Raw genomic sequence first — 23,659 nt, forward strand, 5'->3', positions numbered from 1 at the left:
CCGCGCCCTCCCCACCCGCACGACAATGTTCGACATGACCTCACCGAACGTGCTGTCCGACGACGCGCAGCGCACCCTCCCCGACCTGGACCGGCTCGTCGGCCTCCCCTTGCGCCGCAAGCCCCGTATCCTCAGCCGCTGGATCCCCGCCGTCCTCTTCGGCGCCGTCGCCCTCGCGATCGGCTGGACCGTCGTCAGCGCGCCCGCTCTGAGCTGGCCCGTCGTCGGCGACTACCTCTTCAACCCGCGCATCCTCAGCGGCGTGCTCCTCACCCTCGTGTTCACGGTGCTGACCTTCGTGATCGGCCTCCTGCTGGGCGTGCTCCTCGCCGTCATGCGCCAGGCCGGCAACCCCGTGCTCACCGTCCTCGTCACCGGCTACGTGTGGATCTTCCGCGGCACCCCGCTGCTCGTCCAGCTCGTCTTCTGGTTCAACCTCGCGCTGCTGCTGCCGTTCATCGGCATCCGCATCCCCGCCTGGGGCATCGTGATCGGCGGAGAGACGAACGCCATCGTCACCCCCTTCCTCGCCGCGCTCATCGGGCTGGTGCTGCACACCGCCGCCTACATGGCCGAGGTCGTGCGCGGCGGGTTCCTCGCGGTGCCTCCCGGCCAGACGGATGCCGCGAAGGCGCTGGGCATGACGACGCTCGGTGCGCAGTGCCGCATCGTGATCCCGCAGGCGATCCGCGTCATCCTGCCCCCTCTGGGCAACCAGTTCATCGACATCCTCAAGGCGACGTCGATCGTCTCGGTGATCGGCGGAGGCGACCTCATGACCCAGGCCCAGCAGATCTACGGACAGAACTATCAGGTCATCCCCCTGCTCGTCGTCGCCTCGCTCTGGTACCTGGTGCTGGTCACCGCAGCGAGCATCGGACAGTACTTCCTCGAACGCTCCGTCGACCGCTCGAGACGACGCGTCGTGATCGCGAAGGAGGCCGCACTGTGACCGGCAACGCCCTCACCCTGCGCGGACTGCGCAAGGCCTTCCACGGCACCACGATCCTCGACTCCATCGACCTCGACGTCGCCCCCGGCGAGGTCATCTGCATCATCGGACCCTCCGGCGGCGGCAAGTCGACGCTGCTGCGCTGCATCAACCATCTCGAACCCCTCGACGCCGGCATCGTCCTCGTCGAGGACGAGCTCGTCGGCTGCGCGGTCGAGGGCGAGCACCTCGTCGAGACCGGCGACCGCCAGACAAGCAGGGTCCGCCGCCGCATGGGCATGGTGTTCCAGCAGTTCAACCTCTTCCCTCACCTGACGGCGCTGGAGAACGTGACGATCGGTCCGATCAGGGTCCTGAAGGAGACGAGGAGGGATGCCGAGCAGCACGCCCGCGCCCTCCTCGACCGTGTCGGACTCGGGCAGCACGCCGACAAGCATCCGGCCCAGCTCTCCGGCGGCCAGCAGCAGCGCGTGGCGATCGCCCGCGCCCTCGCGATGCGCCCGTCTCTCATGCTCTTCGACGAGCCGACCTCAGCGCTCGACCCCGAGCTGGTCGGCGAGGTGCTGCAGGTCATGCGATCGCTCGCGGATGCCGGGATGACGATGCTCGTCGTGACCCACGAGATCTCCTTCGCCAGGGAGGTAGCCGATACGGTGGTGTTCATGGAAGGCGGCGTGATCGTCGAGAAGGGGCCGGCGGCCCAGGTCCTCGCGCGCCCGACCTCGCCCCGCACGGCCTCGTTCCTGCGCAGCACGGGCACCCTGTCTCCCCAGCCGGAAGACGTCGGGCTCCAGCCGTGACCGTCGCGCAAGGCCGCCCTCCTCTGCACTCCATCGACGCCACGATGGCCGCGGCGGGAGGGCTGTTCCTGCTCGCCGACCTCCGCACCCAGGGCCCCGGTCCGTGGGCGGAGGTGCCGCACCGCCACGACTTCGTGGAGCTCGCCTGGCTCAGCGCCGGCTCCGGTCGCCACGTCATCGACTTCCAGGAGCACACCGCCGAACCCGGCGACCTCTTCATCGTCGCCGCGGGGCAGATGCACCACTGGGAACGCGGCGAGGTCGAGACCGACGGCGCCCTCGTGCTGTTCCGCCCTGAGCTGCTCCTCGGCAGGGGCGGCCCCGGAGAGTGGGCGCCGCTGTCGGGCAAGTGGCACCCCGACCCCGCGTCCGCCGCGCGCATCGACGCCCTCCTCGCGCAGCTCGACGTCGAGCAGCGGCAGCGCGCCCCCGGGCACGAGCTGGCGATCCGCAGCCTCCTCACCGCTCTGCTCGTGCTGTGCGGTCGGTATGTGTCATCCGGCACGGTCGCCGACGGACTCGCCGCCCAGTTCGAGCGCCTCGCGCGCGAGAGCCGCGGCACGCTCCGCACGGTCGCCGAGTGCGCCAGGGAGCTGTCCGTCACCCCCGGCCACCTCAGCGAGGTCGTCTCGACCGCCACCGGACGACCGCCGGGGGAGATCCTCCGCGAGGCCGTCGTGCACGAGGCCCAGCGCCTCCTCGCCCGCTCGGACTTCAGCTGCGCCCAGATCGCCAGGGAGCTCGGCTTCGACGACGCGTCGTACTTCTCCCGCTTCTTCCGCCGCGAGGTCGGGATGACCCCGTCGCGGTTCCGCGACCTCCAGCGCGACCACATCTCCGCGGCCTGAGCGTGGCGCCCCGCCCTCGGCGGACGCCCCGCGAAATGTGCCAGCCCTCCCGCTCTGGGTCCCTCGTCGGCGGCGTCCCGCGATTCCTACGCTGACAGCATCCCGCCGCATCTCAGAACGAAGGAGTCCTGAATGATCACCCGAACCCGTCTCACCCTCGCCGCCTCCGCCTCCGCGCTCGCCCTGCTGCTCGCCGGCTGCGGGTCGGGCGCCGCCGCCGGCCCGTCGGGAGAGAGCGCCGACCCCGCCCTCTCCGAGCTCATCACCCCCGGCGTGCTCACCGTGGGCCTCGTGCTGCCCGACGCGCCGTACTACATCGCCGATGACGACAATGTCCCCGTCTCCGGCATCACGAAAGACCTGCTCGACGCCGTCGCCGACGAGCTCGGTGTCGAGGTCGAGTACGTGCCCGTCGCGTGGGAGGGCGGCATCACCGGCGTCGCCGCCGGGCGCTACGACATCTTCGGCGGCAGCCTCTACGACACCGCGGAGCGGCAGGCCGCAGGCACCTTCATCGACTTCATGAAGGAGCAGGCCACCCTCATCACCACCGCAGGCAGGGCGGGCGAGTTCTCGGAGCAGGCGGATGTCTGCGGCCACTCGGTCGCGACGATCCGCGGCACCACCGACGTCGCCTACGCGACCGCCCTGTCGGAGCAGTGCACGAAGGACGGCGCCGAGCCGCTGACCGTCACCGAGTACCCGACGCAGCAGGACGCAGAGCTGGCCCTCGAATCCGGTCGCACGGATCTCGGCATCCAGAGCGTCCCCGCCGCGGAGTACGCCGTCAGCCAGGGCGCGAACAAGGCGCTCGTCGGCGACCCCTTCGACGGCGGCTTCTATGTCGGCAGCATGATGAACACGCAGAAGAAGGCGCTGATCGACGCCGTGCTCGCCGCGATGACGACGCTCTACGACGACGGCACCACCGCCGAGCTGTTCGCCCCCTACGGCATCGAGCCCGCCGCCCCCGGCATCAACCTCCAGAAGTAGCGCGTCGCGCGCGTTGCGCGACGCGTGTGCGTAAGCAGGCTGAGGGGCCACGAAGTGCCGCGTCACGGGGCGCGGATGCAGCGCTTCACGACCCCTCACGACCGAGGAACGAGCATCGCCCCGCCCGCGGGATGCGGACGGGGCGATGCGTTCAGGATGCTGCGATCAGGATGCTGCGGTCACTCGCTCTCGGTGGCGCCGAGCGCACGGCGACGACGGTGCGTCATCCACGCGCCCGCTCCGAGCGCCATCATCAGCGCACCGAGCAGGGCCGCGTTCGCCGCCGCACTGGCGTCGCCACCGGTGTTCGCCAGCGCGCCTCCGGTTCCGCTGCCCGTTCCCGCCGCCGTGCCCGAGCCGCCGGTGCCGCCGCCGGCTCCGGCCGTACCGGTCCCGGCCGCCGTGACCGTGAGCGCGAGCCTCGCGAGCTCGGTCTCACCGTCGCGGATCACGATGTGATGCGCACCGGGTTCGATGTCGGCGGGGATCACGAGGGCGACGTCGAGCGCGCCCTCGGAGACCTCGACGTTCGCGAGCGCACGGTACGTGCTCTCGATCCCGATCTCGACTGCCTCCGACGGAACCCCGGATGCCGTGAGCGTCACCGATCCGCCCGCGGCGACCTCGGTGCGCGACAGCTGGGCGACGAGTTCGGCGCCGGGGCCGTCGTCGACCGGCGTGAACGCCCAGTTGTCGACCTCGAACAGGTCGGCGTCGGCGTCGGCGCCCTCGGGAGCCGCGAAGACGAAGAACACGTCGTGCTCTCCGGCGGCTCCGGTCACGTCGGCCTGAACGGTGGTCCACTCGCCGACGGTTCCGTCGACCGGGATCTCCGCGACGACCTGTCCGTCGACATCGTCGAGACGCACCTGGATGCTGCCGCCCTCGACGAGCGGCTTCACGCGCGCCGACACGGTCTTCGCGCCGGAGCCGAAGTCGACGCCGGAGATTCCGGCGAAGTCGCCGTCATCGACGCCCGACAGCACCATGTTGCCCCCGCCGTTGTGCTCGGGGAACTCGACGGATGCGGCATCCGTCTTGGCCGTGCTGATGCCGAGCTGCCAGGCCAGCGTCTCCGCCTCGAACGTGCGGTACGGGTCGAAGCTCTCGACCTGCGCGACACCGGCGCGCGTGCCGACGATCGGCTTGATCGTCCCGTCGGCGTTGAACTCCAGCTTGTCGATGTGCACCGAGCGGTAGCCCTGGGTCGCCCCGGGGGTTCCGAGCGCCGCCGCCCACGCCGCACCGCGCGTCTGCGCGTGATACGTGAAGTACGTCTCGCCCTTGTAGGTGAACATGTCGGAGTGGTTGTTGCCGCCGTTGCCCGCTCCGAAGAACGTGCCCTGGTTCTGGAACGCCACCCCCGCGTACTCCGACGATCCGAGCTTCATCGGGTCGTCGGTCATCATGTACGCGATGCCGCCGCGCGACGGGTACTGCCCCGGCACCTCGTTGACCTGGAAGTTCGACGAGTAGGAGTAGTAGTACGTGTCGCCGCGCTTGAACATGCTCGAGGCCTCGAACATGCCGGGCCCGTCGATCTCGACCGGGTCGCCGTCGAGGGTGACCATGTCGTCCTTCAGTTTGACCACGCGGGTCGACTTCGGGTTCTGCGGTCCCTGCACGTTCGGCGCGGTGCCGATCTGGGAGTTGCCGCCGAAGTACAGGTAGCCCTGGCCGTCGTCGTCGATGAACACCTCGGGGTCGAAGAGCCACATGCCCGCGGGGAATCCGCCGCCGGCGATGTAGTCGCGAGACACGGTGTCGGGGATGATCTTCTTGCCCAGCGGGTCGTTCCACGGGCCGAGCGGCGAGCCGCCCACGACCACCGCGGTGCCGGTTCCGCTGTCGCAGAAGTAGAGGTAGACCTTGCCGTCCTTCTCGATCGCGGCGGGAGCCCAGGAGTTCCTCGACCACGGAGCCGCTCCGCCCTCACGGGCGATCGGGATGCTGCCGTGGTCGACCCAGTTGACCATGTCGCTGGTCGACATGACGTTGAGGCGGGTGATGCCGCCGTACCCGTTCGACTGCGTCGGAAGCCCGTTGGCGTCCTTGCTGTTCAGCTCGTACTGCTGCGTGTCGTCGGTCGAGTAGATGTAGAGACGGCCGTTGTAGATGAGGTGGTGCGGGTCGGCGCCGAACTTGTGGCCGACGAGCGGGTTGTGGTCGCCGACCGGCTTGGTCTGCACCTTCTCGAGGCTGGTGAACTCCGGCCCCTCAGGGGCGTCGGCGATCTTCACGAGCGACAGCTCGTCGACCTTGAAGTCCTGCAGCGCACTCGATCCCCACGGGGTCTCGACGAAGAGCCAGCCCGCGGCGACGTGCTTCGCCTCGGCCGTGAACTCCTGCGAGAACGACCCCCACTCGCCCTTCGTGAACGTGTGGCCGTAGTCGGCGCATCCGTTGAAGTTCGTGGGGCAGAACGTGAAGTTGAACTGCTGGGTGGCGTTGCCCTCGTCGTACTTGAGCTTGCCGGTGAGCCGGTAGGAGGCGCCGAGCTCGATCTTGTCCGCGACGCTCGCGAACGGACCGGACTGGGTGTTCTCGCGCCCCGTCACCTGCAGGGAGTGGGCGCCGCTCGCGGCGTCGTCGCTGAGGGCGAGCGTGCCGCCGCGGGTGTTCGTCCATCCCGTGAATCCGGAGACGAATCGGCCGTCCGGCAGAAGGTTGCCGGGCACGGCGGGCGGCTCGACGACGGCGGGGCCGCCGTCGTCGGTGGTCAGGGAGACGTCGTCGATCACGAACGACTGGATGTCGGTGTTCCAGGGCGTCTCGACGAAGAGGATGTCGTAGTCCGAGGTCAGCGGGGTGAACGTCTTCTGCACGCTCGCCCACTGCCCCGCGGTCGCCGTGGTCGACGCGACGACGTCGCAACGGCTGCGCGACGACGTGCAGAGCACGATGTTGAAGTTCTGCGTCGCCCGCCCGGTGTCGAACTTCAGCGAGAGGTTCAGGTCGTAGGACGCGTCGGTCGACAGCAGCCCGGTGACGGTGGCCGTCGGCCCCGACTGGAACGAGGTGCGTCCGCTGATGGCGAGCGACTTCGTGCCGGACTTGGCGTCGGTGCTCTGCGAGAGGGTGCCGCCGAGCGGGGCGCTCCATCCGGAGATCCCGCTCTCGAACGTCCCGTTCTGGATGATGCTGGTCGGTGCCGCGTAGGCGGCGCCGCCGAGGCCCACCGCGGTCACGGACGAGGCGATGAGCGCGGTCACGCCCATCACCGCCGCGGCGCGAGCGCCCGGTCGCCGTCTCCGGCGCGATCTGTCTTCTGGTCTCACGTGTCTCACTCCTTGCTGTCGATCGCTCGAGGGCGCACGAAAGCAGCGGCTCTCGTCGATGGACGGAGCCTGCGATCGGCCTCGGGCGAAGCGGGGATGTCGCCGGCCGACGCAGCGTCTTGGGGGTCGCTGCGGAAGGCCGGTCCTGCGTCGGTTCTGAGAGCTCGATCCCGCACTGGCCGCTGATGCGCGGCCCAAGGCGAGTCTCCCTGGCGTTCTCCTCCTCGAGATCCGAGCGCACGGCCATCGTGCGCGCATCGCACGGTGCGGGGACGTGCGTCTGGGGACGCTTCGAAAGTTACCGGTAACAGAGAGTTCTGGCAACCCTCGATGAGAATCCTGTGACGTTCTCGTGACCTTCCCTCACCCCTCCGCGGCGCGAGGGGTCGGAGAACGTCGGATGCGCGCCCCGCGATGCTGCGCTTCGCGACCCCTCAGGGTGCTGACCCCGCGAGGGAAGGGGGCTCGCACGCCCGGTAGAATGGGATCGCCCGCCGGCCCCCTTCCTGAGGAGTGCGCGTGACCAACGCCCCCGAAGCCACCGCCCACACGCACGTTCCCGACTCCGTCGAGAACGCGATCGCGACTCCCGAGAAGGAGCAGCCCTACGCGGCCCTCGGACTCAAGGACGACGAGTACGCGCGCATCAAGGAGATCCTGGGCCGCCGCCCCACCTCGGGCGAGCTGGCGATGTACTCGGTGATGTGGTCGGAGCACTGCTCCTACAAGTCGTCGAAGAACTACCTGCGCCGCTTCGGCCAGAAGGTCTCCGACGAGATGAAGGAACGCCTCATGGTGGGCATGGGCCAGAACGCGGGCGTCATCGACGTCGGCGAGGGCTGGGCCGTCACCTTCAAGGCCGAGTCGCACAACCACCCCTCGTTCATCGAGCCCTTCCAGGGTGCGGCGACCGGCGTCGGCGGCATCGTCCGCGACATCATCTCGATGGGCGCACGCCCCGTCGCGGTCATGGATGCCCTGCGCTTCGGCGCGATCGACCACCCCGACACCGCCCGCGTCGTGCACGGCGTCACCAGCGGCATCAGCTTCTACGGCAACTGCCTCGGCCTGCCGAACATCGGCGGCGAGACGGTCTTCGACTCCGTCTACCAGGCCAACCCGCTCGTCAACGCGCTCGCGGTCGGCGTCCTGCGCCACGAAGACCTCAAGCTCGCCAACGCCACCGGCGTGGGCAACAAGGTCGTGCTGTTCGGCGCCCGCACGGGTGGCGACGGCATCGGCGGCGCCAGCATCCTGGCCTCCGACTCCTTCGACTCAACCGGCCCGACCAAGCGCCCCGCGGTGCAGGTCGGCGACCCGTTCGCCGAGAAGGTGCTCATCGAGTGCTGCCTCGAGCTCTACCGCGACGAGCTCGTCGAGGCGATTCAAGACCTCGGAGCCGCCGGCATCTCCTGCGCCACGAGCGAGCTCGCAGCCAACGGCAACAGCGGCATGAAGGTGTCGCTCGACAACGTGCTGCTGCGCGACCCCACGCTGACCGCTGAGGAGATCCTCATGTCGGAGTCGCAGGAGCGCATGATGGCGATCGTCGCGCCCGAGAAGCTCGACGCGTTCCTCGCGGTCGTGAAGAAGTGGGACGTCGAGACCTCGGTGCTCGGCGAGGTCACCGGAGACGGCCGCCTCATCATCGACTGGCAGGGCGAGCGCATCGTCGACGTCGACCCCTCGACCGTCGCGGTCGACGGCCCCGTCTACGACCGTCCGGTCGCGTACCCGACGTGGATCGACGCGCTCCAGGCGGATGCCGCCGAGAATCTGCCCCGCTCGAACGACGCCGAGGTGCTGCGCGAGCAGTTCCTCGACCTCGTCGCGAGCCCGAACCTCGCCGACACCCGCTGGATCACGAACCAGTACGACTACTACGTGCTCGGCAACACGGCCCTCGCGTTCCCCGACGACGCCGGCATGATCCGCGTCGACGAGGAGTCGGGCCTGGGCTTCGCGATCTCGACCGACGCGAACGGCCGCTACTGCCAGCTCGACCCGTACGCGGGCGCGCAGCTGGCCCTCGCCGAGGCGTACCGCAACGTCGCCGTCACCGGCGCCGTGCCCACCGCGATCACGGACTGCCTGAACTTCGGCTCCCCCGAGAACCCCGAGGTCATGTGGCAGTTCGGCCAGACCGTCGACGGTCTCGCCGACGGATGCTACGAGCTGGGCACCCCGGTGACCGGCGGCAACGTGTCGTTCTACAACCAGACCGGCGACGTGCCGATCCACCCGACCCCGCTCGTGGGCGTGCTCGGCATCATCGACGACGTCTCCCGCCGCATCCCCTCCGGATGGCAGGACGAGGGTCAGAACATCTACCTGCTCGGCACGACCTCGACCGAGCTCTCCGGCTCGGCGTGGGCCGATGTGGTGCACCAGCACCTCGGCGGCCTGCCCCCGAAGGTCGACCTCGCCGGCGAGAAGCGCCTGGCCGGTCTCCTCGCCGCCGCGCGCGACGAGTGGCTGATCTCCTCGGCGCACGACGTCTCCGAGGGCGGTCTGGCTCAGGCCCTCGCCGAGGGCGTCATGCGCTTCGGCGTCGGCGCGCGCGTCTGGTTGAACGAGATCATCGAGCGCGACGGCGTGGACGCGACATCCGCCCTCTTCTCGGAGTCGACCGGTCGCGTGCTCGTGACCGTCCCCCGTGAGGACGACGTGAAGTTCCGCGGGCTGTGCGAGGGTCGCGGCTACCCGGTCGCGCGTATCGGCGTGACCGACAGCGAGCCTCAGCTCGAGGTGCAGGGCGTCTTCACCGTCTCGGCCGCCGAGCTGCGCGAGCGCTCGCAGGCCACCCTTCCGGCGGCCTTCGGCCCGACCGTCGCGGAGCCGGTCGCATGACCGACGACAGCGACTACGGCGACCTCGACGTCCGCCGCAACCGGCGCGTCCGCATCGTGGCCTGGACGGTCATCATCGCGCTGATCCTCGGCGGCGGCGGCGCGACCGTCCTGACGCTGCTCTTCGGCTGAGCCGGCCCGCCGCTCCCGTCGCGAAAGATCCCGCCATCCGCGGCTGATAGCGGGATCTTCTGCGACCGGAACGCGACCGCGACCGTCGGACCCCCGGCCTAGAGTGTCGGGATGAGCACTGGACCTCGCGTGCGCCTCGAAGAGCTCCACGCCGCGGCCGTGGCCCGCGTCGCGGCGACGGCGGCGACCCTCGGCGAGCTCATGCACGACCGCGAGGGCTCGAACGACGACGACGAGCACGACCCCGAGGGCGTGACGCTGTCATCGGAGTGGTCGCGACTGACAGGGCTGGCGGATGCCGCGGCATCCGAACTCCGCCAGGTCGACGAGGCACTCGCCCGGCTCGACACGGGAGAGTATGGAGTCTGCGCCGGGTGCAGTAAGCGAATCCCTGCGGCACGCCTCGAGGTGCGCCCGTTCGCGACGCACTGCGTGGCCTGCGCAGAGAAGCTCGGACGCTGACGCGCACGCGCTGAGCGCGCCGAGGGGTCGGAGAACGCGGCATCCGACCGTCGCGATCCCGCACATTTCGACCCCTCACGGGGCGGGAAGTCGCTCACATGCGAGTGCGTGCGCACATGGGAGGGCGTGCGCTCAGTTCGCGTCGACGTTGCGGCCGCCCGCTTCCAGCACGTCGCCGGCGGGGCGTTCCTGGTGCCCGCCGAACTGCAGGCGCATCGCCGACAGCACCTGGTTGGCGAAGCGGTCCTCGTCACGGGAGGCGAAGCGCTCGAAGAGGGATGCCGCGAGCACCGGCACCGGCACGCCGACGTCGACCGCGGCCTTCACGGTCCATCGGCCCTCGCCGGAGTCCGACACGCGTCCGGCGAGACCGTCGAGTCGAGGGTTCTCATGCAGGGCGGCGGCGGTGAGGTCGAGCAGCCACGACGACACCACGGATCCGCGTCGCCAGAGTTCGGCGACCTTCGCGGTGTCGATGGGGAACTGGTAGTACTCGGGCTCCTCGAGCGGAGCGACCTCGGCGGAGTGCTCGGCTTCGCGGATGCCGGCATCCGCGTTCTCCAGCAGGTTGAGCCCCTCGGCGATCGCGGCCATGATGCCGTACTCGATGCCGTTGTGCACCATCTTCACGAAGTGACCAGCGCCGGACGGACCGCAGTGCAGGAAGCCCTGCTCCTCGGGGGCGAGGTCTCCGCTGCGCCCCGGGGTGCGCTCGATCTCGCCCACTCCAGGGGCGATCGTGCGCAGGATCGGCTCGATGTGCTGCACGGCGGCATCCGACCCGCCGACCATCAGGCAGTATCCGCGGTCGAGGCCGAAGACGCCGCCGCTGGTGCCGATGTCGACGAACTCGATCCCGCGCTCGCGGAGAGCCGCGGCCCGACGCACGTCGTCGCGGTAGTTGGAGTTGCCGCCGTCGATGATGATGTCGCCGCGGTCGAGCACGGCGGCCACCTCGTCGACGACCTGGCCGGTGAGGGATGCCGGCACCATGAGCCAGACGACGCGCGGCGTGTGCAGCTTCGCGGCGAGGTCCGCATAGCTGTCGGCGCCCGTCGCCCCCTCGGCCACGAGCGTGGCGACCGCCTGCGGGTTCACGTCGTAGACCACGCACTCGTGCCCCGCCCGCATGAGGCGCCGCACGATGTTCGCGCCCATCCGTCCGAGTCCCACCATCGCCAGCTGCATGTTCGCTCCTCACACCACGGACGGCTCTCTGCGGAACCGGATGCGCTCATCCTGACACGCTCGCCTGAATCCCTCAAACGCGAGGGGCGCCGACTCGCGGATGCTCACCTCGAGCTCCGGAGGGCTCGGCGAACGGGCGTCAGGCGACGGGGTCGAGGCGGGACTGTGCGGCGAAGCCGTTCCACACGGCGCGGAGCCGCGCGACCATGTCGATGGATCGGTCGAGCAGCCACTGCTGCTGCAGTCCGTCGGCGGCCGCGACGATGATGTCGGCGATCAGCTCGGGGTCGGCGTTCGGCCCGAACTCCCCGCTCTCCTGCGCCGCGCGCACCGACTGCGCCGACAACTCGCGCACCCACGCGTAGCGCTCGACGAAGTACTCGTGGGCCGGGTGCTTGCCGATGCTCGCCTCCGCCGAGAACTCGACGTAGAGCTGCACGAGACCGGGCACCCGCGTGTTGTGGTCGATCACGTCGAGGAAGCCCTGGAAGTTGCGCTTGTCGACCCAGTGCGCCGCGGTGTCGCGCTCGTCACGGGCCCGGAGCACGGCCAGGTACAGCTCTTCACGCGAGCCGAAGTAGTGCATGAGTCCGGGTTGGGTGAGCCCGACGCGGCTGGCGATCTCGCGGTTCGAGGCGTTGCGGCATCCGAATTCGGCCACCACGTCGAGCGCCACCGCGAGGATCTCCTCCCGCTTGGCAGCGCCCTTCGCGTACTGACCCCGACGATTCATCGCCATAAGTCTAGGAGACGGACGAATCCGGCAGGCGAAGAGCCCTCCTCCGTGCACCGCGCGGTGGTGGGGCGGCCGGAATCCCCCGAGGATCCGGCCGCCCGGTCTGTGTCACGCGGTCATCTCACCGACTTGATCGGGAAGATGACCAGCGCGCCGATGAGGGCCGCGATGGCGCAGATGGTGAACCAGACGGAGTAGTCCGACCCTGCCGCTCCTCCGAACGCCGCCATGACGAGACCGCCGACGAGCGGGGCGGCCGTCTGCGGCAGCGCGTTGGCGAGGTTCAGGACGCCGAGGTCCTTGCCCGCGTCATCCGGGTTCGGCAGCACGTCGACGACGAGCGCGAGGTCGACGCCCACGTAGATGCCGTACGCGGCGCCGAGGAACAGTTCGAGCACGTAGTACGAGGGGACGTCCTGGATGAAGATCAGGGCGAGCGTGCCGACCGCGAACAGCGCCGTCGACGTCCAGACGAAGACCTTGCGCCTGCCGATCCTGTCGGAGACCTTGCCCGCGATCCACGCCGTGACGACGAGCGCTCCGGTGTAGACGAGGGTCGTGTTGGCGATGAGGAGGCCGACCTCCTCGACGGGCACCGACAGGTGGTACTGCATGTAGAAGAAGCGGAAGGTGGTGAATCCGAACGCGGCGAACGTGATCAGGAAGCGCGACCACCAGGCCAGCGCGAAGTCGGGGTGCTTCGCCGGGCTGACCCAGATCGTCCCGAGGATCTCGCGGAACGTGATGCGCGTCGGCTTCACGGGGAGCTGCTTGTCGGGGAGCACGATGACGAAGATCAGCAGCGCGATGATCGACAGGATCGCCGGGATGACGAAGACGATGAACAGGCTGAAGGAGAACCAGCCCGCGACGTACACGCCGCCCACGATGCCGAGGTTCTGGGCGATGCCGAGACCGGCGGTGATCGATCCGCGCTGGAACTTGGGCACCTGGTCGGCGATCGTCGCGACGAAGGGCGCGAGCGTCATGTTCGCACCGAGCTGGGCGATGGCCCACCCGACCGTCGCGATGGCGAGGCTGTCGCCGAGCGCCATGAACACGAAGCCGATCGTCATGATGACGGCGCCGAGCACGATCCAGATCCGGCGACGCCCCCACTTGCTCGTGGTGCGGTCGGAGATGCGCCCGAACGTCACGTTGGCGATGGCGGCGAAGAAGGCGCCGACGCCACCGAGGATGGCCGAGGCCGAGTTCGCCGCGGCGGCCCCCTCGGCGATCGCACCAGCGGCCTGCAGGGAGGTGATCTTCAGGCCGACGCCGACGATCGCGGGGCCGAGCAGCGCGATGAAGAAGACGAACTGCGCGATGATCAGCCACGTCACGTAGCTCTTCTTTGCCGGCTCAGTCGGCTCCGCGAACCAGTGATGTCCGCCCGAGCCGAGCGTGCGACTCGCAGACGTCATCCCGGACGGATTGCCCGCGGCCGCACCGCTGACTGAACTCATAGCTGCCTCCTTTGGCTGGAGGGCGCCCCGTCGCTCATCACCGAGCGCGAGTCGGGTGACGCCCTTGTCGATGAAAACCTAGACGGCTAAGGTTTCTAGCGCAAGTGGCGTCGCGAAGTGTGTCGAACCGGTCGATGCGCTCCCTCTGCCGACCGCCGGGATAGGCGCGACGACCCGCAGAGCGCGCGGGTTCAGCGCCGCGACGGCCGCCCTGTGCGTGCGGGCTGCGCAGCATCGAACAGTTCCGGATGCTGCGTCCGCACCGCATCGAGATCGGCGAAGACGAAGCGGAGGTGCTCGCGCAGCGCATCGGCCGCGGCGTCCGCATCGCCCGCGGCGAGCGCCTCGACGACCCGTTCATGATCGTCGACGTAGTCCTGCACGGTGCGGGTGGCACTCATGCCGACGTACCGCGCGCGGTCGAGGTGCCCCTTGGCGGCGCTGACCGCGGCCCAGGCGTTGGCGTGACCGGCGAGTCCGAGCAGCGCCCGATGGAACTCCTCGTCGAGCGGGTAGAACGCGTCGCGGTCGGATGCCGCCCGCTGCCGCGCGATGATGTCGCGCAGCATCCGCTCCTCGTCGTCCGACGGCGTCGCGCACGCCGCGAGAGAGGCGAGCTCGATGGCCTCGCGGATGAACTGCGCCTCGCGCACGCGGTCGGGGTCGATGCGCGTGACGTAGGTGCCGCTCTGCGGGCGCACCTCGACGAGGCCCTCCTGCGCGATGAGCAGCAGGGCCTCGCGCACGGGCTGGCGGCTGATGCCGAGCGCGGCGGCGAGCTCGTTCTCGGAGAGCAGGGCGCCGGGGGCGCTGCGTCCGGCGATGATGTCGTCGCGGATCCGGCCGTAGGCGAGGGCGCGGGCGGAGGGACGCGCACTCGGCTCGGACTCGGGCATACCGTCACGATAGCTTGACGAAACTTGTATGGCAGTGATTTCATGAGAGTGCCATACAAGATGTGCGCGCGATGCCGCCGCACCGAGCCCGAGGAGCAACGATGTCCATCGACAAGGCCGAGGTGATCGTCACCAGCCCCGACCGCAACTTCGTCACCCTCAAGATCACGACGGCCGACGGGGTCTCCGGACTCGGCGACGCGACGCTGAACGGCCGCGAGCTCGCCGTGGTCGCCTACCTCGCCGAGCACGTCGTGCCGCTGCTGATCGGCGCCGACGAGGACCGCATCGAAGACACCTGGCAGTTCCTCTACCGCAGCGCCTACTGGCGTCGCGGCCCCGTCACGATGGCCGCGATCGCCGCGGTCGACATGGCCTTGTGGGACATCAAGGGCAAGAAGGCGGGGATGCCCGTCTACCAGCTCCTCGGCGGAGCCAGCCGCACCGGACTCCTCGCCTACGGCCACGCCTCCGGCAAGGAGCTCCCCGAGCTGTTCGACTCCGTGCGCTCTCACCTCGAGCAGGGGTACCGCGCCATCCGCATCCAGACCGGCGTCCCCGGGCTCAAGGCGATCTACGGCATCGCCTCCCAGGCGGCGGATGCCGGAGGCGGCGAGGCCCGCTACGACCACGAGCCCGCCCGCCGCGGCGCGAAGCCGGTCGAAGAGGACTGGGACACCCGCGCGTACCTGCACCACCTGCCCGGAGTGTTCGAGGCCGTGCGCAACGAGTTCGGCCCCGACATCCCCCTGCTGCACGACGGCCACCACCGGATGACGCCGATCCAGGCCGCGAAGCTGGGCAAGTCGCTCGAACCCTACGACCTGTTCTGGCTCGAGGACTGCACACCCGCTGAGAACCAGGAGGCGCTGCGGCTCGTGCGCCAGCACACCACCACGCCGCTCGCGATCGGCGAGATCTTCAACACGGTCTGGGACTTCAAGGACATCATCCGCGACCAGCTCATCGACTACGTCCGCGGAGCGGTCACCCACATGGGCGGCATCAGCCCGCTGAAGAAGACGCTCGACTACGCGGCGATGTACCAGATCAAGTCGGGCATGCACGGGCCGACCGACATCTCCCCGGTCGGCATGGCCGCGGCGATGCACCTGGGGCTGTCGATCCACAACTTCGGCATCCAGGAGTACATGCAGCACGGCAGCCGCACCAACGAGGTGTTCCAGCAGTCGTTCACGTGGCGTGACGGCCTGCTGCACCCCGGCGACCGGCCAGGGCTCGGCATCGAGCTCGACGTCGACGAGGCGGGCAAGTACCCGTACGAGCGCGCGTACCTGCCCTACAACCGCCTGGCCGACGGGACCGTCCACGACTGGTGAGAGGCGCCTCCGTAGAATTACCGATTTCCGCGACGATCCGTTGTCCGGCCGGAACGGATCTCCTAGGCTCCTTCCCGAAGCCGCACGGAGCGGCGCCGAAAGGGAGAGCGATGAAGAGGTGGGCGCGGACAACAGCGATCGCCGCGGCGATCACGATGGGGATCACGCTCGGCGGCCCCGTCGCAGCGCAGGCGGTGGAAGACGAGAGCGGGATCAGATACGACACGGTGTTCGCCTGGTCCTATCTGGGCATCAGCGGCAGCGGCGCCTTCATGTACACGAATCAGCTGGGCGGCGTCGTGCATGCATCCGACTACATCGGGGATTCGTTCTACGGAACGGAGCAGGAGCTCGCCGAAGAGATCGGGCGCGCAGGCGGCGGCGGCTGAATCTCGTTCACGCCGCGGCAGGGGCCTCTCGCCGCGACCGGCGCGACGGGCGCCGCACCGCGCGATAGCCCAGGCCTCACAATCCGTGCTCCTCCTCCGTCCGCACGGGAAGTAGGCTGGGCACACTATGGAGTGGTGGGGTTACTGGTGGCTCATCTTCCCGCTGATGGGTGTCGCGGGGGCGGTTGCCAAGCGCTGGGAGTGGGCGGCACGCCGCCGTCATGAGCGCCGCCTCGAGACCATGAAGATGAAGGCCCAGCTCAAGACCGCCGAGATCGAAGCCCGCTCACTCACCCAGCAGGCGAAGCGCAAGGGCCCGACGATCGTCGACACCACGGCATCCGTCGCTCCGAATCACCTTCTCGAGCGGCTGTTCTCCGAGCACGACGAGATCACCGCCCGCTGGCTCGACTACGAGCTCGACGTCGCGAAGCTCATCGCCTTCCCCGCCATGAGCGACGGGCGTCAGCCGCTCGTCGCCGCGTTCCTCCGCGCGAAGAGGACGGCCGACGCCCTGCGCCCCGACTCGGCCGACGCGAACGTGTCGGAGAAGCAGGTGTCGGAGTACCTCGACGCGGTGGGTGCCTACGCCGTCGCCTTCGAGGTGGCGGAGAAGGATGCCAGGCGCCTGCGCGACTCCACCTTCACCGAACCGGAGCGCAAGCGTCTGGAACGCGCGCAGCAGCTGCTCAAGGTCGCCGTCGACGAGTCGGCCACGCAGGCCGAGCGCAACGTCGCCTACAAGCGGGTGCGCGACGAGCTCGACGGCCTCATCCTGCTCTCCGACGACGCGGTCGAAGTGCTGGAGAAGAAGGTGGCTCGGGAGATCTCGGCGCCGGCCCCACCGGCCGCGGTACCGCAGTCGCAGGAACCGCAGTCGCAGGAGCCCGAGCGGATCCCGGTGGCCGACCCGCTGCGTGTCGCCGACCCGCGGCGTTCTTCGCCGCCGCCGCAGCACCGAGAGGACGCATGACCTCCTCTGATCCCACCGCCCCGGATGCCCGCCGCCGCACGATCGTCATCACCGGAGCATCCGACGGGATCGGCGCCGCCGCAGCCCGACAGCTCGCGTCGACGGGAAACCGCATGCTGCTCGTCGGCCGCTCGGTCGAGAAGACCACCGCGGTCGCGCGCGAGACCGGGGCCGAGCACTTCACCGCCGACTTCGCCCGACTCGATGACGTCCGCGCCCTCGCAGCGCAGATCGCGGAGGCGGTCGGCGATGACGGCATCGACGTGCTGGCGAACAACGCCGGCGGGATCTTCGGCGACCGGACGCCGACCGTCGACGGACACGAGAAGACCATCCAGGTGAACCACCTGGCGCCCTTCCTGCTGACGAACTTGCTGCTGCCGCAGTTGCGGAAGGCGGATGCCGCGATCGTCAACACCTCGAGCGTCGGGCACCGCATCTTCGGGAACATCGACGTCGACGACCTCGACAATCGCAAGAAGTACCGTGCGAACAAAGCCTATGGCGACGCGAAGCTCGCGAACGTGCTGTTCACGAAGAGCCTGCACACGAAGTTCCACGCCGAGGGGCTGAGCGCGGTGGCGTTCCACCCGGGGATCGTGCGCACGAACTTCTCGGCCGGATCGTCGAGCGTCATGCGGCTCCTCTATCGCACGCCCGTGAAGCACCTCCTGACCATCAGCACCGACACGGGCGGCGAAACCCTGCGGTGGTTCATCGAGGGCACCCCCGGCGAGACCTGGCAGTCGGGCGCGTACTACGACGAACGCGTGCTGACCCTGCGCGTGAACCCCCAGGTGGAGGACGAGGCCCTCGCCGAGGCGCTGTGGCAGAAGAGCGCGGAGCTCACCGGTCTCGCGACCTGATCGCAGCGCCCGGCGATGCGGGGGCGGACCGAGTGACCCGCCCCCGCATCCGTCGCCTCAGGCCTACAGGCTCGGCGCGCGGCGCGCGCCCGTCGCCTGCTCGTACGCGTAGGCGTAGGAGATGAGCGAGGCATCGCTCAGCCGGGTCCCGATGAAGGAGATCCCGAGCGGCAGAACCGACTTCGTGAACCCGGTCGGGACCGTGATATGCGGATAGCCGGCGACCGATGTGTTGCGCGTGCTGCTCTGGAACGGCGGGTGCTCGCCACCCTCCAGCGGGAGCGCCGGCAGGTCGGAGAGAGTGATGATCGCGTCGAGGTCGTGTTCCCGCAACACGTCGTCCACGCTCTCCTGAGCCCACTCCGTGAGGCGCGCACGGTGTGCGCGGTATTCAGGATCATCGAGGTCTCCATCGGTCTCGTCCGCCATGAGGAGATAGTCCTGCTCGAGCGGGCGAGGAAGCTCGATGTCGGCGTTCTCCTGGTTGTAGGCGATCAGCTCCGTGAGATCGCGGGGATGATCGCCGGGTGTGGAGGCGAGGTACCCGTTGAGATCGTGCTTGAACTCGGTGAGGACGGCCGGAAGCAGGTCGGTCTGCAAAAGCGAGCCGATGTCGGCCAGATCGGCACCTTCGACCACTTCCGCGCCCATACCGCGAATCACCTCGACGGACATGTCGAACGCGTCGTCCGCCTCGTCGTCCATGCCCTCGTGACCCTCCCTCCACACGCCGATGCGGGCACCACGGAGCGCGTTCAGCTCGAGCATCTCGTCGAGATCCTCGGGGAGTCCGCCATCGACCGAATCCCCGTCGGCGTCGTCGACGCCCGCGATCACCTGCAGCGTGATGGCCGCGTCGGTGACGGTGCGAGCAATCGGACCGGGCGAGTCATGCTTGCTCGTGATGGGGATGACGCCCGAGCGGCTCACCGTCCCGAGCGTGGGCTTGATTCCGACCGTCGACGCGGATGCTGCGGGGCAGGTGATCGAGCCGTCGGTGTCGGTGCCGATCGTGACCGTGGCGAGCGCTGTGGCCGCAGCCACGGCCGCGCCGCTCGAGGAGCCGCAGGGGTTGCGCTCGAGGTCGTACGGATTCCGGGTCTGCCCGCCGATGGCGCTCCAGCCGGGAATCTGCCGCGAGGAGTAGAAGTTGGACCACTCGGACAGATTGGTCTTGCCGAGGATGATCGCCCCCGCGTCGCGCAGCTTCTGCACGAGGAACGCATCCTGCGCCGGCGTGGATCCGGAGAGTGCGGTCGACCCCGCCGTGGTCGTCTGCTCGTCGGCCGTGTCCATGTTCTCCTTCAGCAGCACGGGGATGCCGTCCAGCGGCCCGCGCGACTCGTCGGAGCGTCGGCGCTCATCGCTCTCGCGAGCGAGGTCGAGCGCATCAGGGTTGGTCTGCACGATCGCATGGAGGCGCGGGTTCAGCTCCTCGATCCTGTCGAGGTAGGCCTGGGTCAGTCCTACGGCGTCGAGCTTGTCCTCGTCCATGGCGCGCTGGAGCTCGGGGATGGTCATCTCATCCAGGAACTTCGACATGTCCGTGCCGGGCTTCGGCACTTCCACGCTGACCGTGCAAGCCGCCAGCGGCGCGGCCAGACAGGTGACCGCGATCAGGGCCACGGCCCCGCGCAGTCGATTTCGGTTCGACTTGTGCATTGTGCATCTCCTGTCACCGCGTCGGAATGACGACAGCGGGTACGAATCGTGTGGTGTGCTGTCCCGCTTCTCGGTGCGGGATGAGCGCCTGATCGGCGTCTTCTTCGACGGTAGATTCGCGGCGCGGCGGCGACGAGAGAGCCTGACACCACATGAGGGTGTAGCAGGCTGCACTGTTCAGACGGCGGTCGGCACGACCTCGCCGGCGAATCGGTCACGATCGCCGACATCGGTCAGAGACGCACGCACGCATGCGAATGCGAGGCATTCCAGGGAGTCGATCACCTTCGCGAGCCGAGTCGCCGACCCGAGCGCGATCGGCAATTCCGTGCACGCGGCCACCAGCACGTCGGCGCCTGCGGAGCGCAGGCGCGATGCCGCGGATGCCACCAGGTCCTCCGCCAGAGAGAGTCGTCGACCGCTCTTCACGAACCCGATGGCCTCGTCGATCAGTCGGAATTGGTCGCGGTCCGAGGGGTACACGACCTGGAGGCCCCGGCGGGCCGCCGCCGCGTCGTAGAGCCCGGCCGCCCTGGTGCCTCGCGTGCCCAGGATGCCCACCCGTTCGGCATCCGTGCGGGCGATCCGATCCAGAGTCTCGCCGATCATGTCGATGCAGGCCAGCCCCGTGGCAGCGCGCACCTGGGGCAGGAAGGCATGGGCGGTGTTGCACGGGATCGCGAGGATCTCCGCGCCCGACTTCTCGAGTTTCCTGGCGACTGCCACCATCGCCGGGACCGGCGAGGCCCCGCCACCCACGATCGCCGCCGTACGGTCGGGAATCCGTGGATCGCTCCAGATCACCGTGGGGATGTGATTCTGATCATGATCCGCCGGAGTAGCTCGGACCACGGCCTCATAGAAGCGGGCTGTGGCGAGCGGCCCCATCCCGCCGAGCACGCCGAGGACTCGAGGCTCTCGAAAGCGCGCAAGGGCGAGTGGCGTGGACACGCAACGATCGTCGCCCCCGGCGACGGCAGAGTGTCGGTGCAGCGGAACGAAATCCCGTGACCGTTTCGTCCGAGCGCGGCCGGCGCGACGAGGCCTGACGGCCCGCGCTACGGAACGCAGTGTCGGAGACCGTCACCGGGATCCCCGGCATCCGGAGCCTGAATCCAGGTTGGGGGAGTATGCTGTCCCGTTGGGTCACAAGACCCCCGAGTGCTCGAAAGGCGGTGATGGCGATGTCCGGTGATAGTCACGACGCCGCCTTCGCTGCGTCGCACTCGCCCGCGCGTTGAGCATCCGCTCCGCGTCTCGCAGGCCTGATCTTCCGCAGCCGTCGGCGGCGTCATCCGCACCCGATGGATTCTGCGCACCCGCTCCCTGAGCCGGCGTGCGCCTGCAAGAACGGAGCCGCACCATGGCGCTCATCGACAACGGCGTGTACGTCCACGGACGTCGCGTCGAGACCCCGAAGAACCTGGACGAGACCTACCGCATCCTCGACGCCCACGGGGGCATCGCGTGGATCGGCCTGTACCGGCCGAGCGCGCAGGAGGTGCACTCGGTCGCCCGCGAGTTCGACCTGCATCCGCTGGCCGTCGAGGACGCGCTGTCCGGCCACCAGCGCTCCAAGGTCGAGCGCTACGGCGACACGCTGTTCGCGGTGCTGCGGCCCGCCCGCTACCGCGACGAGCAGGAGTCGATCGAGTTCGGCGAGCTGCACCTGTTCATCGGCCCCGACTTCGTCGTGACGATCCGCCACGCCGAGTCGCCGAACCTCGCCGCCGTCCGCCGCCGCATGGAGGCGCACCCCGACCTGCTCTCGATGGGACCGGAGGCGGTGCTCTACGCGATCCTCGACGAGGTCGTCGACGAGTACGAGCCGATCGTCGCCGGGCTGGAGAACGACATCGACGAGATCGAGGACGAGCTGTTCGGCGACAGCGACGACGACGCCCTCTCCCGCCGCATCTACCAGCTCTCCCGCGAGGTCATCGGCTTCCAGCGGGCGGTGCATCCGCTGGCCGGGATGCTGGAGTGGCTGCGCCGCGGGTCCGACAAGTACCGCATCGACGAGGAGCTGCAGCGCTCGCTGCGCGACGTGCTCGACCACGTCATCCGCGTGAACGAGCGGGTGGACTCGTTCCGCGCGATCCTCGACAACGCGCTGACCGTGCACTCGGCGCTGGTGTCGCGGCGGCAGTCCGACGCGAGCCTCGCGCAGAACGACGAGATCAAGAAGATCTCCTCGTGGGCGGCGATCATCTTCGCCCCGACCCTCGTCGGCACCGTGTACGGCATGAACTTCGACGCCATGCCCGAGCTGCACTGGCAGTTCGGCTACCCCCTCGCCATCGGCGCCATGGCCGCGTTCGCGATCGGCCTCTACGGCGTCTTCAAGTACAAGCGCTGGCTCTGACCCGCGCGCGGGCCGGGCCTGCTCTGAGGCTGCGTCTGAGGCTGCGTCCGAGGCTGCGTCTGCGTCGAGATCCCGTGCACTCGCCGAGTGCACGGGATCTCTGCGTGAAAAGCCCGTGCACTCGGCAGGATGCCGTGCACTCGCGTGCTCACGAGGCGCAGGCAGGCGGGGGCGCGTCAGCGGGAGGGCCGCAGGAGAGGGGTGAGGGCGGCGGCCACGGCGGTCAGCACGGCGGCGGCGATCAGGATGCCGTGCACCCCGGCTGCCGTGTACGCCGCCGCGGCGAGCGCAGGACCCGCGACCGCGCCGAGGTTGAGCGCCACCGTCGCATACGCCCCGCCGAGGACGGGAGCCCCCGACGCCTCGCGCACGATCCGTGAGATCAGGGCCGCGCCGACGGCGAACGACGCAAACCCTCCCGCGAAGGCGCCAAGGTGCACCAGTATCGCCGACCCTGAGCCCGGAGCGAACAGCATCCACACCGCGGTCGCCGCGACGGTCCCCGCAACGATCCATGCGCGCTCCCTGCGAGCGGCCGCCCGCGCGGTCGCACTGACCCCGAGGAACGCGCCGACGCCGAACACCGCGAGCAGCAGAGGGATCCACGGCTCGGCGACCCCCGCCTCCGCGCCGACGACGCCCAGGAAGGTGAACACCCCGAAGGTCGCCGCATTGACGAGCACCGCGAGCACGATCGGCGCCACCACGCGTCGACGGCGCAGCTCTCCGAGCTCGGAGCGCACGCCGGGATGCGCGGCCGGCGCGACCGACTCCAGGGTGCGATCCCTGAGAAGGGCGATGACCGCGGGAACGCACAGCAGCACCACGCCCCAGAACGTCGAACGCCAGCCGAATGCGGCGGCCAGCATCGCTCCGGCCGGCACGCCGACGATCGTCGCGAGCGTGGTGCCCGCGAGCAGCGTCGAGACGGCACGGGTGGTCAGCGCGGGCGGCACGATCGCCCGCACGGTCGCCAGGGCGATCGCGAGGAACCCGGCGTTGGCCAGAGCCGCGACCATCCGGGTGAGCAGGAGCAGCCAGAACGTCGAAGCCACCGCGCCGACGACGTGCGCGGCGATGAACACCGCCAGCAGCAGCACGAGAGTGAGACGCGGCCGCCAGCGGGATCCGAACACGGCGACCAGTGGAGCGCCGACGACCATGCCGACCGCGAAGGCCGACGTCAGCAGCCCGGCGGTGGCAGGTTCGACGCCGAGGTCGGCGGAGAGCGGGAGGAGGAGTCCGGCGAGCATGAACTCGCTGGTGCCCTGGGCGAAGATCGCCAGGGCGAGGACAGGGATGAGGAACGGCATGAGGCATCCAGACAGGACGAAGCCATCCGCGCCGCACAGGACGGCGGACGGCGAGCGAGAAAGGGTCGACAGAGGATGCGGGGAGCGCACGACGTGCGCTCTCACCCGCAGGCTACGGTCTGTCTGACTCGGGACTCACGGCTCCACCCTA

General features: G+C 69.4%; 20 protein-coding genes. 12 read left to right on the forward strand and 8 right to left on the reverse strand.

The genetic code is table 11. The features are described 5' to 3' along the window. Positions 1-34: 34 nt before the first annotated feature. From LC438_RS17520 to LC438_RS17535, 4 genes are all read left to right on the forward strand, one after another. Positions 35-952 (forward strand): amino acid ABC transporter permease, encoded by a 918-nt coding sequence (locus tag LC438_RS17520; protein WP_223587352.1) that lies wholly within the window; start codon positions 35-37, stop codon positions 950-952. Next, positions 949-1,752, forward strand: coding sequence for an amino acid ABC transporter ATP-binding protein (locus tag LC438_RS17525; RefSeq protein ID WP_308116190.1), 804 nt, complete (start codon positions 949-951; stop codon positions 1,750-1,752). Before LC438_RS17520 ends, LC438_RS17525 begins: the two co-directional genes overlap by 4 nt. After that, positions 1,749-2,600, forward strand: a complete 852-nt coding sequence (locus LC438_RS17530) for a helix-turn-helix domain-containing protein (protein WP_223587353.1) — start codon at positions 1,749-1,751, stop codon at positions 2,598-2,600. The genes LC438_RS17525 and LC438_RS17530 overlap by 4 nt, the downstream gene beginning before the upstream one ends. A 132-nt stretch (positions 2,601-2,732) precedes the next feature. Further along, a complete protein-coding gene (locus LC438_RS17535; RefSeq protein ID WP_223587354.1) occupies positions 2,733-3,593 on the forward strand; it encodes a transporter substrate-binding domain-containing protein in 861 nt (286 codons plus the stop codon). A 179-nt stretch (positions 3,594-3,772) separates the two neighbouring features. Here the strand turns inward: LC438_RS17535 and LC438_RS17540 are convergent, their stop codons facing one another. Then, complete coding sequence (locus tag LC438_RS17540; protein WP_223587492.1) at positions 3,773-6,811, reverse strand: carbohydrate binding domain-containing protein; 3,039 nt, start codon at positions 6,809-6,811, stop codon at positions 3,773-3,775. Between the two features lie 579 nt (positions 6,812-7,390). Here LC438_RS17540 and purL point away from each other — a divergent pair. From purL to LC438_RS17550, 3 genes are all read left to right on the forward strand, one after another. Continuing rightward, entirely contained in the window at positions 7,391-9,721 is a 2,331-nt protein-coding gene (purL, locus tag LC438_RS17545) for a phosphoribosylformylglycinamidine synthase subunit PurL (RefSeq protein WP_223587355.1), read from the forward strand. Next, positions 9,718-9,852: a hypothetical protein gene (locus LC438_RS18610; protein WP_258132733.1), complete on the forward strand. Its 135-nt coding sequence runs from the start codon at positions 9,718-9,720 to the stop codon at positions 9,850-9,852. The genes purL and LC438_RS18610 overlap by 4 nt, the downstream gene beginning before the upstream one ends. Before the next feature lie 111 nt (positions 9,853-9,963). After that, positions 9,964-10,314: a TraR/DksA C4-type zinc finger protein gene (locus LC438_RS17550; RefSeq protein ID WP_223587356.1), complete on the forward strand. Its 351-nt coding sequence runs from the start codon at positions 9,964-9,966 to the stop codon at positions 10,312-10,314. A 132-nt stretch (positions 10,315-10,446) separates the two neighbouring features. Here the strand turns inward: LC438_RS17550 and gnd are convergent, their stop codons facing one another. The 4 genes from gnd to LC438_RS17570 all read right to left on the reverse strand — a co-directional run bounded on the left by gnd (position 10,447) and on the right by LC438_RS17570 (position 14,600). Then, entirely contained in the window at positions 10,447-11,502 is a 1,056-nt protein-coding gene (gene gnd, locus LC438_RS17555; RefSeq protein WP_105677220.1) for a phosphogluconate dehydrogenase (NAD(+)-dependent, decarboxylating), read from the reverse strand. A 139-nt stretch (positions 11,503-11,641) separates the two neighbouring features. Further along, a complete protein-coding gene (locus LC438_RS17560; RefSeq protein WP_105677237.1) occupies positions 11,642-12,235 on the reverse strand; it encodes a TetR/AcrR family transcriptional regulator in 594 nt (197 codons plus the stop codon). A 119-nt stretch (positions 12,236-12,354) separates the two neighbouring features. Then, the gene (locus LC438_RS17565) at positions 12,355-13,704 is read right to left on the reverse strand and encodes an MFS transporter (RefSeq protein WP_219844650.1); all 1,350 of its coding nucleotides are present in this window, start codon (positions 13,702-13,704) and stop codon (positions 12,355-12,357) included. Between the two features lie 191 nt (positions 13,705-13,895). Then, on the reverse strand, positions 13,896-14,600 hold the full coding sequence (locus tag LC438_RS17570) for a GntR family transcriptional regulator (RefSeq protein ID WP_105677221.1): 705 nt from the start codon (positions 14,598-14,600) through the stop codon (positions 13,896-13,898). Positions 14,601-14,701: 101 nt separating this feature from the next. On the opposite strand from LC438_RS17570, the gene manD reads away from it, so the two are divergent. From manD to LC438_RS17590, 4 genes are all read left to right on the forward strand, one after another. Further along, a complete protein-coding gene (gene manD / locus LC438_RS17575; protein WP_223587357.1) occupies positions 14,702-15,940 on the forward strand; it encodes a D-mannonate dehydratase ManD in 1,239 nt (412 codons plus the stop codon). A gap of 110 nt (positions 15,941-16,050) precedes the next feature. Beyond that, entirely contained in the window at positions 16,051-16,329 is a 279-nt protein-coding gene (locus LC438_RS17580) for a hypothetical protein (RefSeq protein WP_223587358.1), read from the forward strand. A gap of 127 nt (positions 16,330-16,456) precedes the next feature. Continuing rightward, positions 16,457-17,302, forward strand: a complete 846-nt coding sequence (locus tag LC438_RS17585; protein ID WP_223587359.1) for a hypothetical protein — start codon at positions 16,457-16,459, stop codon at positions 17,300-17,302. Then, positions 17,299-18,168, forward strand: coding sequence for an SDR family NAD(P)-dependent oxidoreductase (locus LC438_RS17590; protein WP_223587360.1), 870 nt, complete (start codon positions 17,299-17,301; stop codon positions 18,166-18,168). Before LC438_RS17585 ends, LC438_RS17590 begins: the two co-directional genes overlap by 4 nt. A 63-nt stretch (positions 18,169-18,231) precedes the next feature. On the opposite strand, the gene LC438_RS17595 is transcribed toward LC438_RS17590, so the two are convergent. Beyond that, positions 18,232-19,830, reverse strand: a complete 1,599-nt coding sequence (locus tag LC438_RS17595; RefSeq protein WP_223587361.1) for an amidase family protein — start codon at positions 19,828-19,830, stop codon at positions 18,232-18,234. 177 nt (positions 19,831-20,007) lie between these two features. Next, positions 20,008-20,781, reverse strand: coding sequence for an aspartate/glutamate racemase family protein (locus LC438_RS17600; RefSeq protein ID WP_223587362.1), 774 nt, complete (start codon positions 20,779-20,781; stop codon positions 20,008-20,010). Between the two features lie 412 nt (positions 20,782-21,193). On the opposite strand from LC438_RS17600, the gene corA reads away from it, so the two are divergent. After that, positions 21,194-22,195, forward strand: a complete 1,002-nt coding sequence (corA, locus tag LC438_RS17605) for a magnesium/cobalt transporter CorA (protein WP_105677228.1) — start codon at positions 21,194-21,196, stop codon at positions 22,193-22,195. 176 nt (positions 22,196-22,371) lie between these two features. On the opposite strand, the gene LC438_RS17610 is transcribed toward corA, so the two are convergent. Further along, positions 22,372-23,508: an MFS transporter gene (locus tag LC438_RS17610; protein ID WP_223587363.1), complete on the reverse strand. Its 1,137-nt coding sequence runs from the start codon at positions 23,506-23,508 to the stop codon at positions 22,372-22,374. Positions 23,509-23,659: the final 151 nt, after the last annotated feature.

The sequence above is a fragment of the Microbacterium sp. OVT16B genome (assembly GCF_019969705.1).
Taxonomy (GTDB): Bacteria; Actinomycetota; Actinomycetes; order Actinomycetales; family Microbacteriaceae; genus Microbacterium; species Microbacterium natoriense.

Bases quoted from the DNA above. Each gene is read 5' to 3' on its own strand.
- LC438_RS17520 (WP_223587352.1), top strand. From the start codon at position 35: ATGACCTCACCGAACGTGCTGTCCGACGACGCGCAGCGCACCCTCCCC.
- LC438_RS17535 (WP_223587354.1), top strand. From the start codon at position 2,733: ATGATCACCCGAACCCGTCTCACCCTCGCCGCCTCCGCCTCCGCGCTC.
- LC438_RS17540 (WP_223587492.1), bottom strand. From the start codon at position 6,811: ATGGGCGTGACCGCGCTCATCGCCTCGTCCGTGACCGCGGTGGGCCTC.
- LC438_RS18610 (WP_258132733.1), top strand. From the start codon at position 9,718: ATGACCGACGACAGCGACTACGGCGACCTCGACGTCCGCCGCAACCGG.
- LC438_RS17550 (WP_223587356.1), top strand. From the start codon at position 9,964: ATGAGCACTGGACCTCGCGTGCGCCTCGAAGAGCTCCACGCCGCGGCC.
- gnd (WP_105677220.1), bottom strand. From the start codon at position 11,502: ATGCAGCTGGCGATGGTGGGACTCGGACGGATGGGCGCGAACATCGTG.
- LC438_RS17560 (WP_105677237.1), bottom strand. From the start codon at position 12,235: ATGAATCGTCGGGGTCAGTACGCGAAGGGCGCTGCCAAGCGGGAGGAG.
- LC438_RS17565 (WP_219844650.1), bottom strand. From the start codon at position 13,704: ATGAGTTCAGTCAGCGGTGCGGCCGCGGGCAATCCGTCCGGGATGACG.
- LC438_RS17570 (WP_105677221.1), bottom strand. From the start codon at position 14,600: ATGCCCGAGTCCGAGCCGAGTGCGCGTCCCTCCGCCCGCGCCCTCGCC.
- manD (WP_223587357.1), top strand. From the start codon at position 14,702: ATGTCCATCGACAAGGCCGAGGTGATCGTCACCAGCCCCGACCGCAAC.
- LC438_RS17580 (WP_223587358.1), top strand. From the start codon at position 16,051: ATGAAGAGGTGGGCGCGGACAACAGCGATCGCCGCGGCGATCACGATG.
- LC438_RS17585 (WP_223587359.1), top strand. From the start codon at position 16,457: ATGGAGTGGTGGGGTTACTGGTGGCTCATCTTCCCGCTGATGGGTGTC.
- LC438_RS17590 (WP_223587360.1), top strand. From the start codon at position 17,299: ATGACCTCCTCTGATCCCACCGCCCCGGATGCCCGCCGCCGCACGATC.
- LC438_RS17595 (WP_223587361.1), bottom strand. From the start codon at position 19,830: ATGCACAAGTCGAACCGAAATCGACTGCGCGGGGCCGTGGCCCTGATC.
- corA (WP_105677228.1), top strand. From the start codon at position 21,194: ATGGCGCTCATCGACAACGGCGTGTACGTCCACGGACGTCGCGTCGAG.
- LC438_RS17610 (WP_223587363.1), bottom strand. From the start codon at position 23,508: ATGCCGTTCCTCATCCCTGTCCTCGCCCTGGCGATCTTCGCCCAGGGC.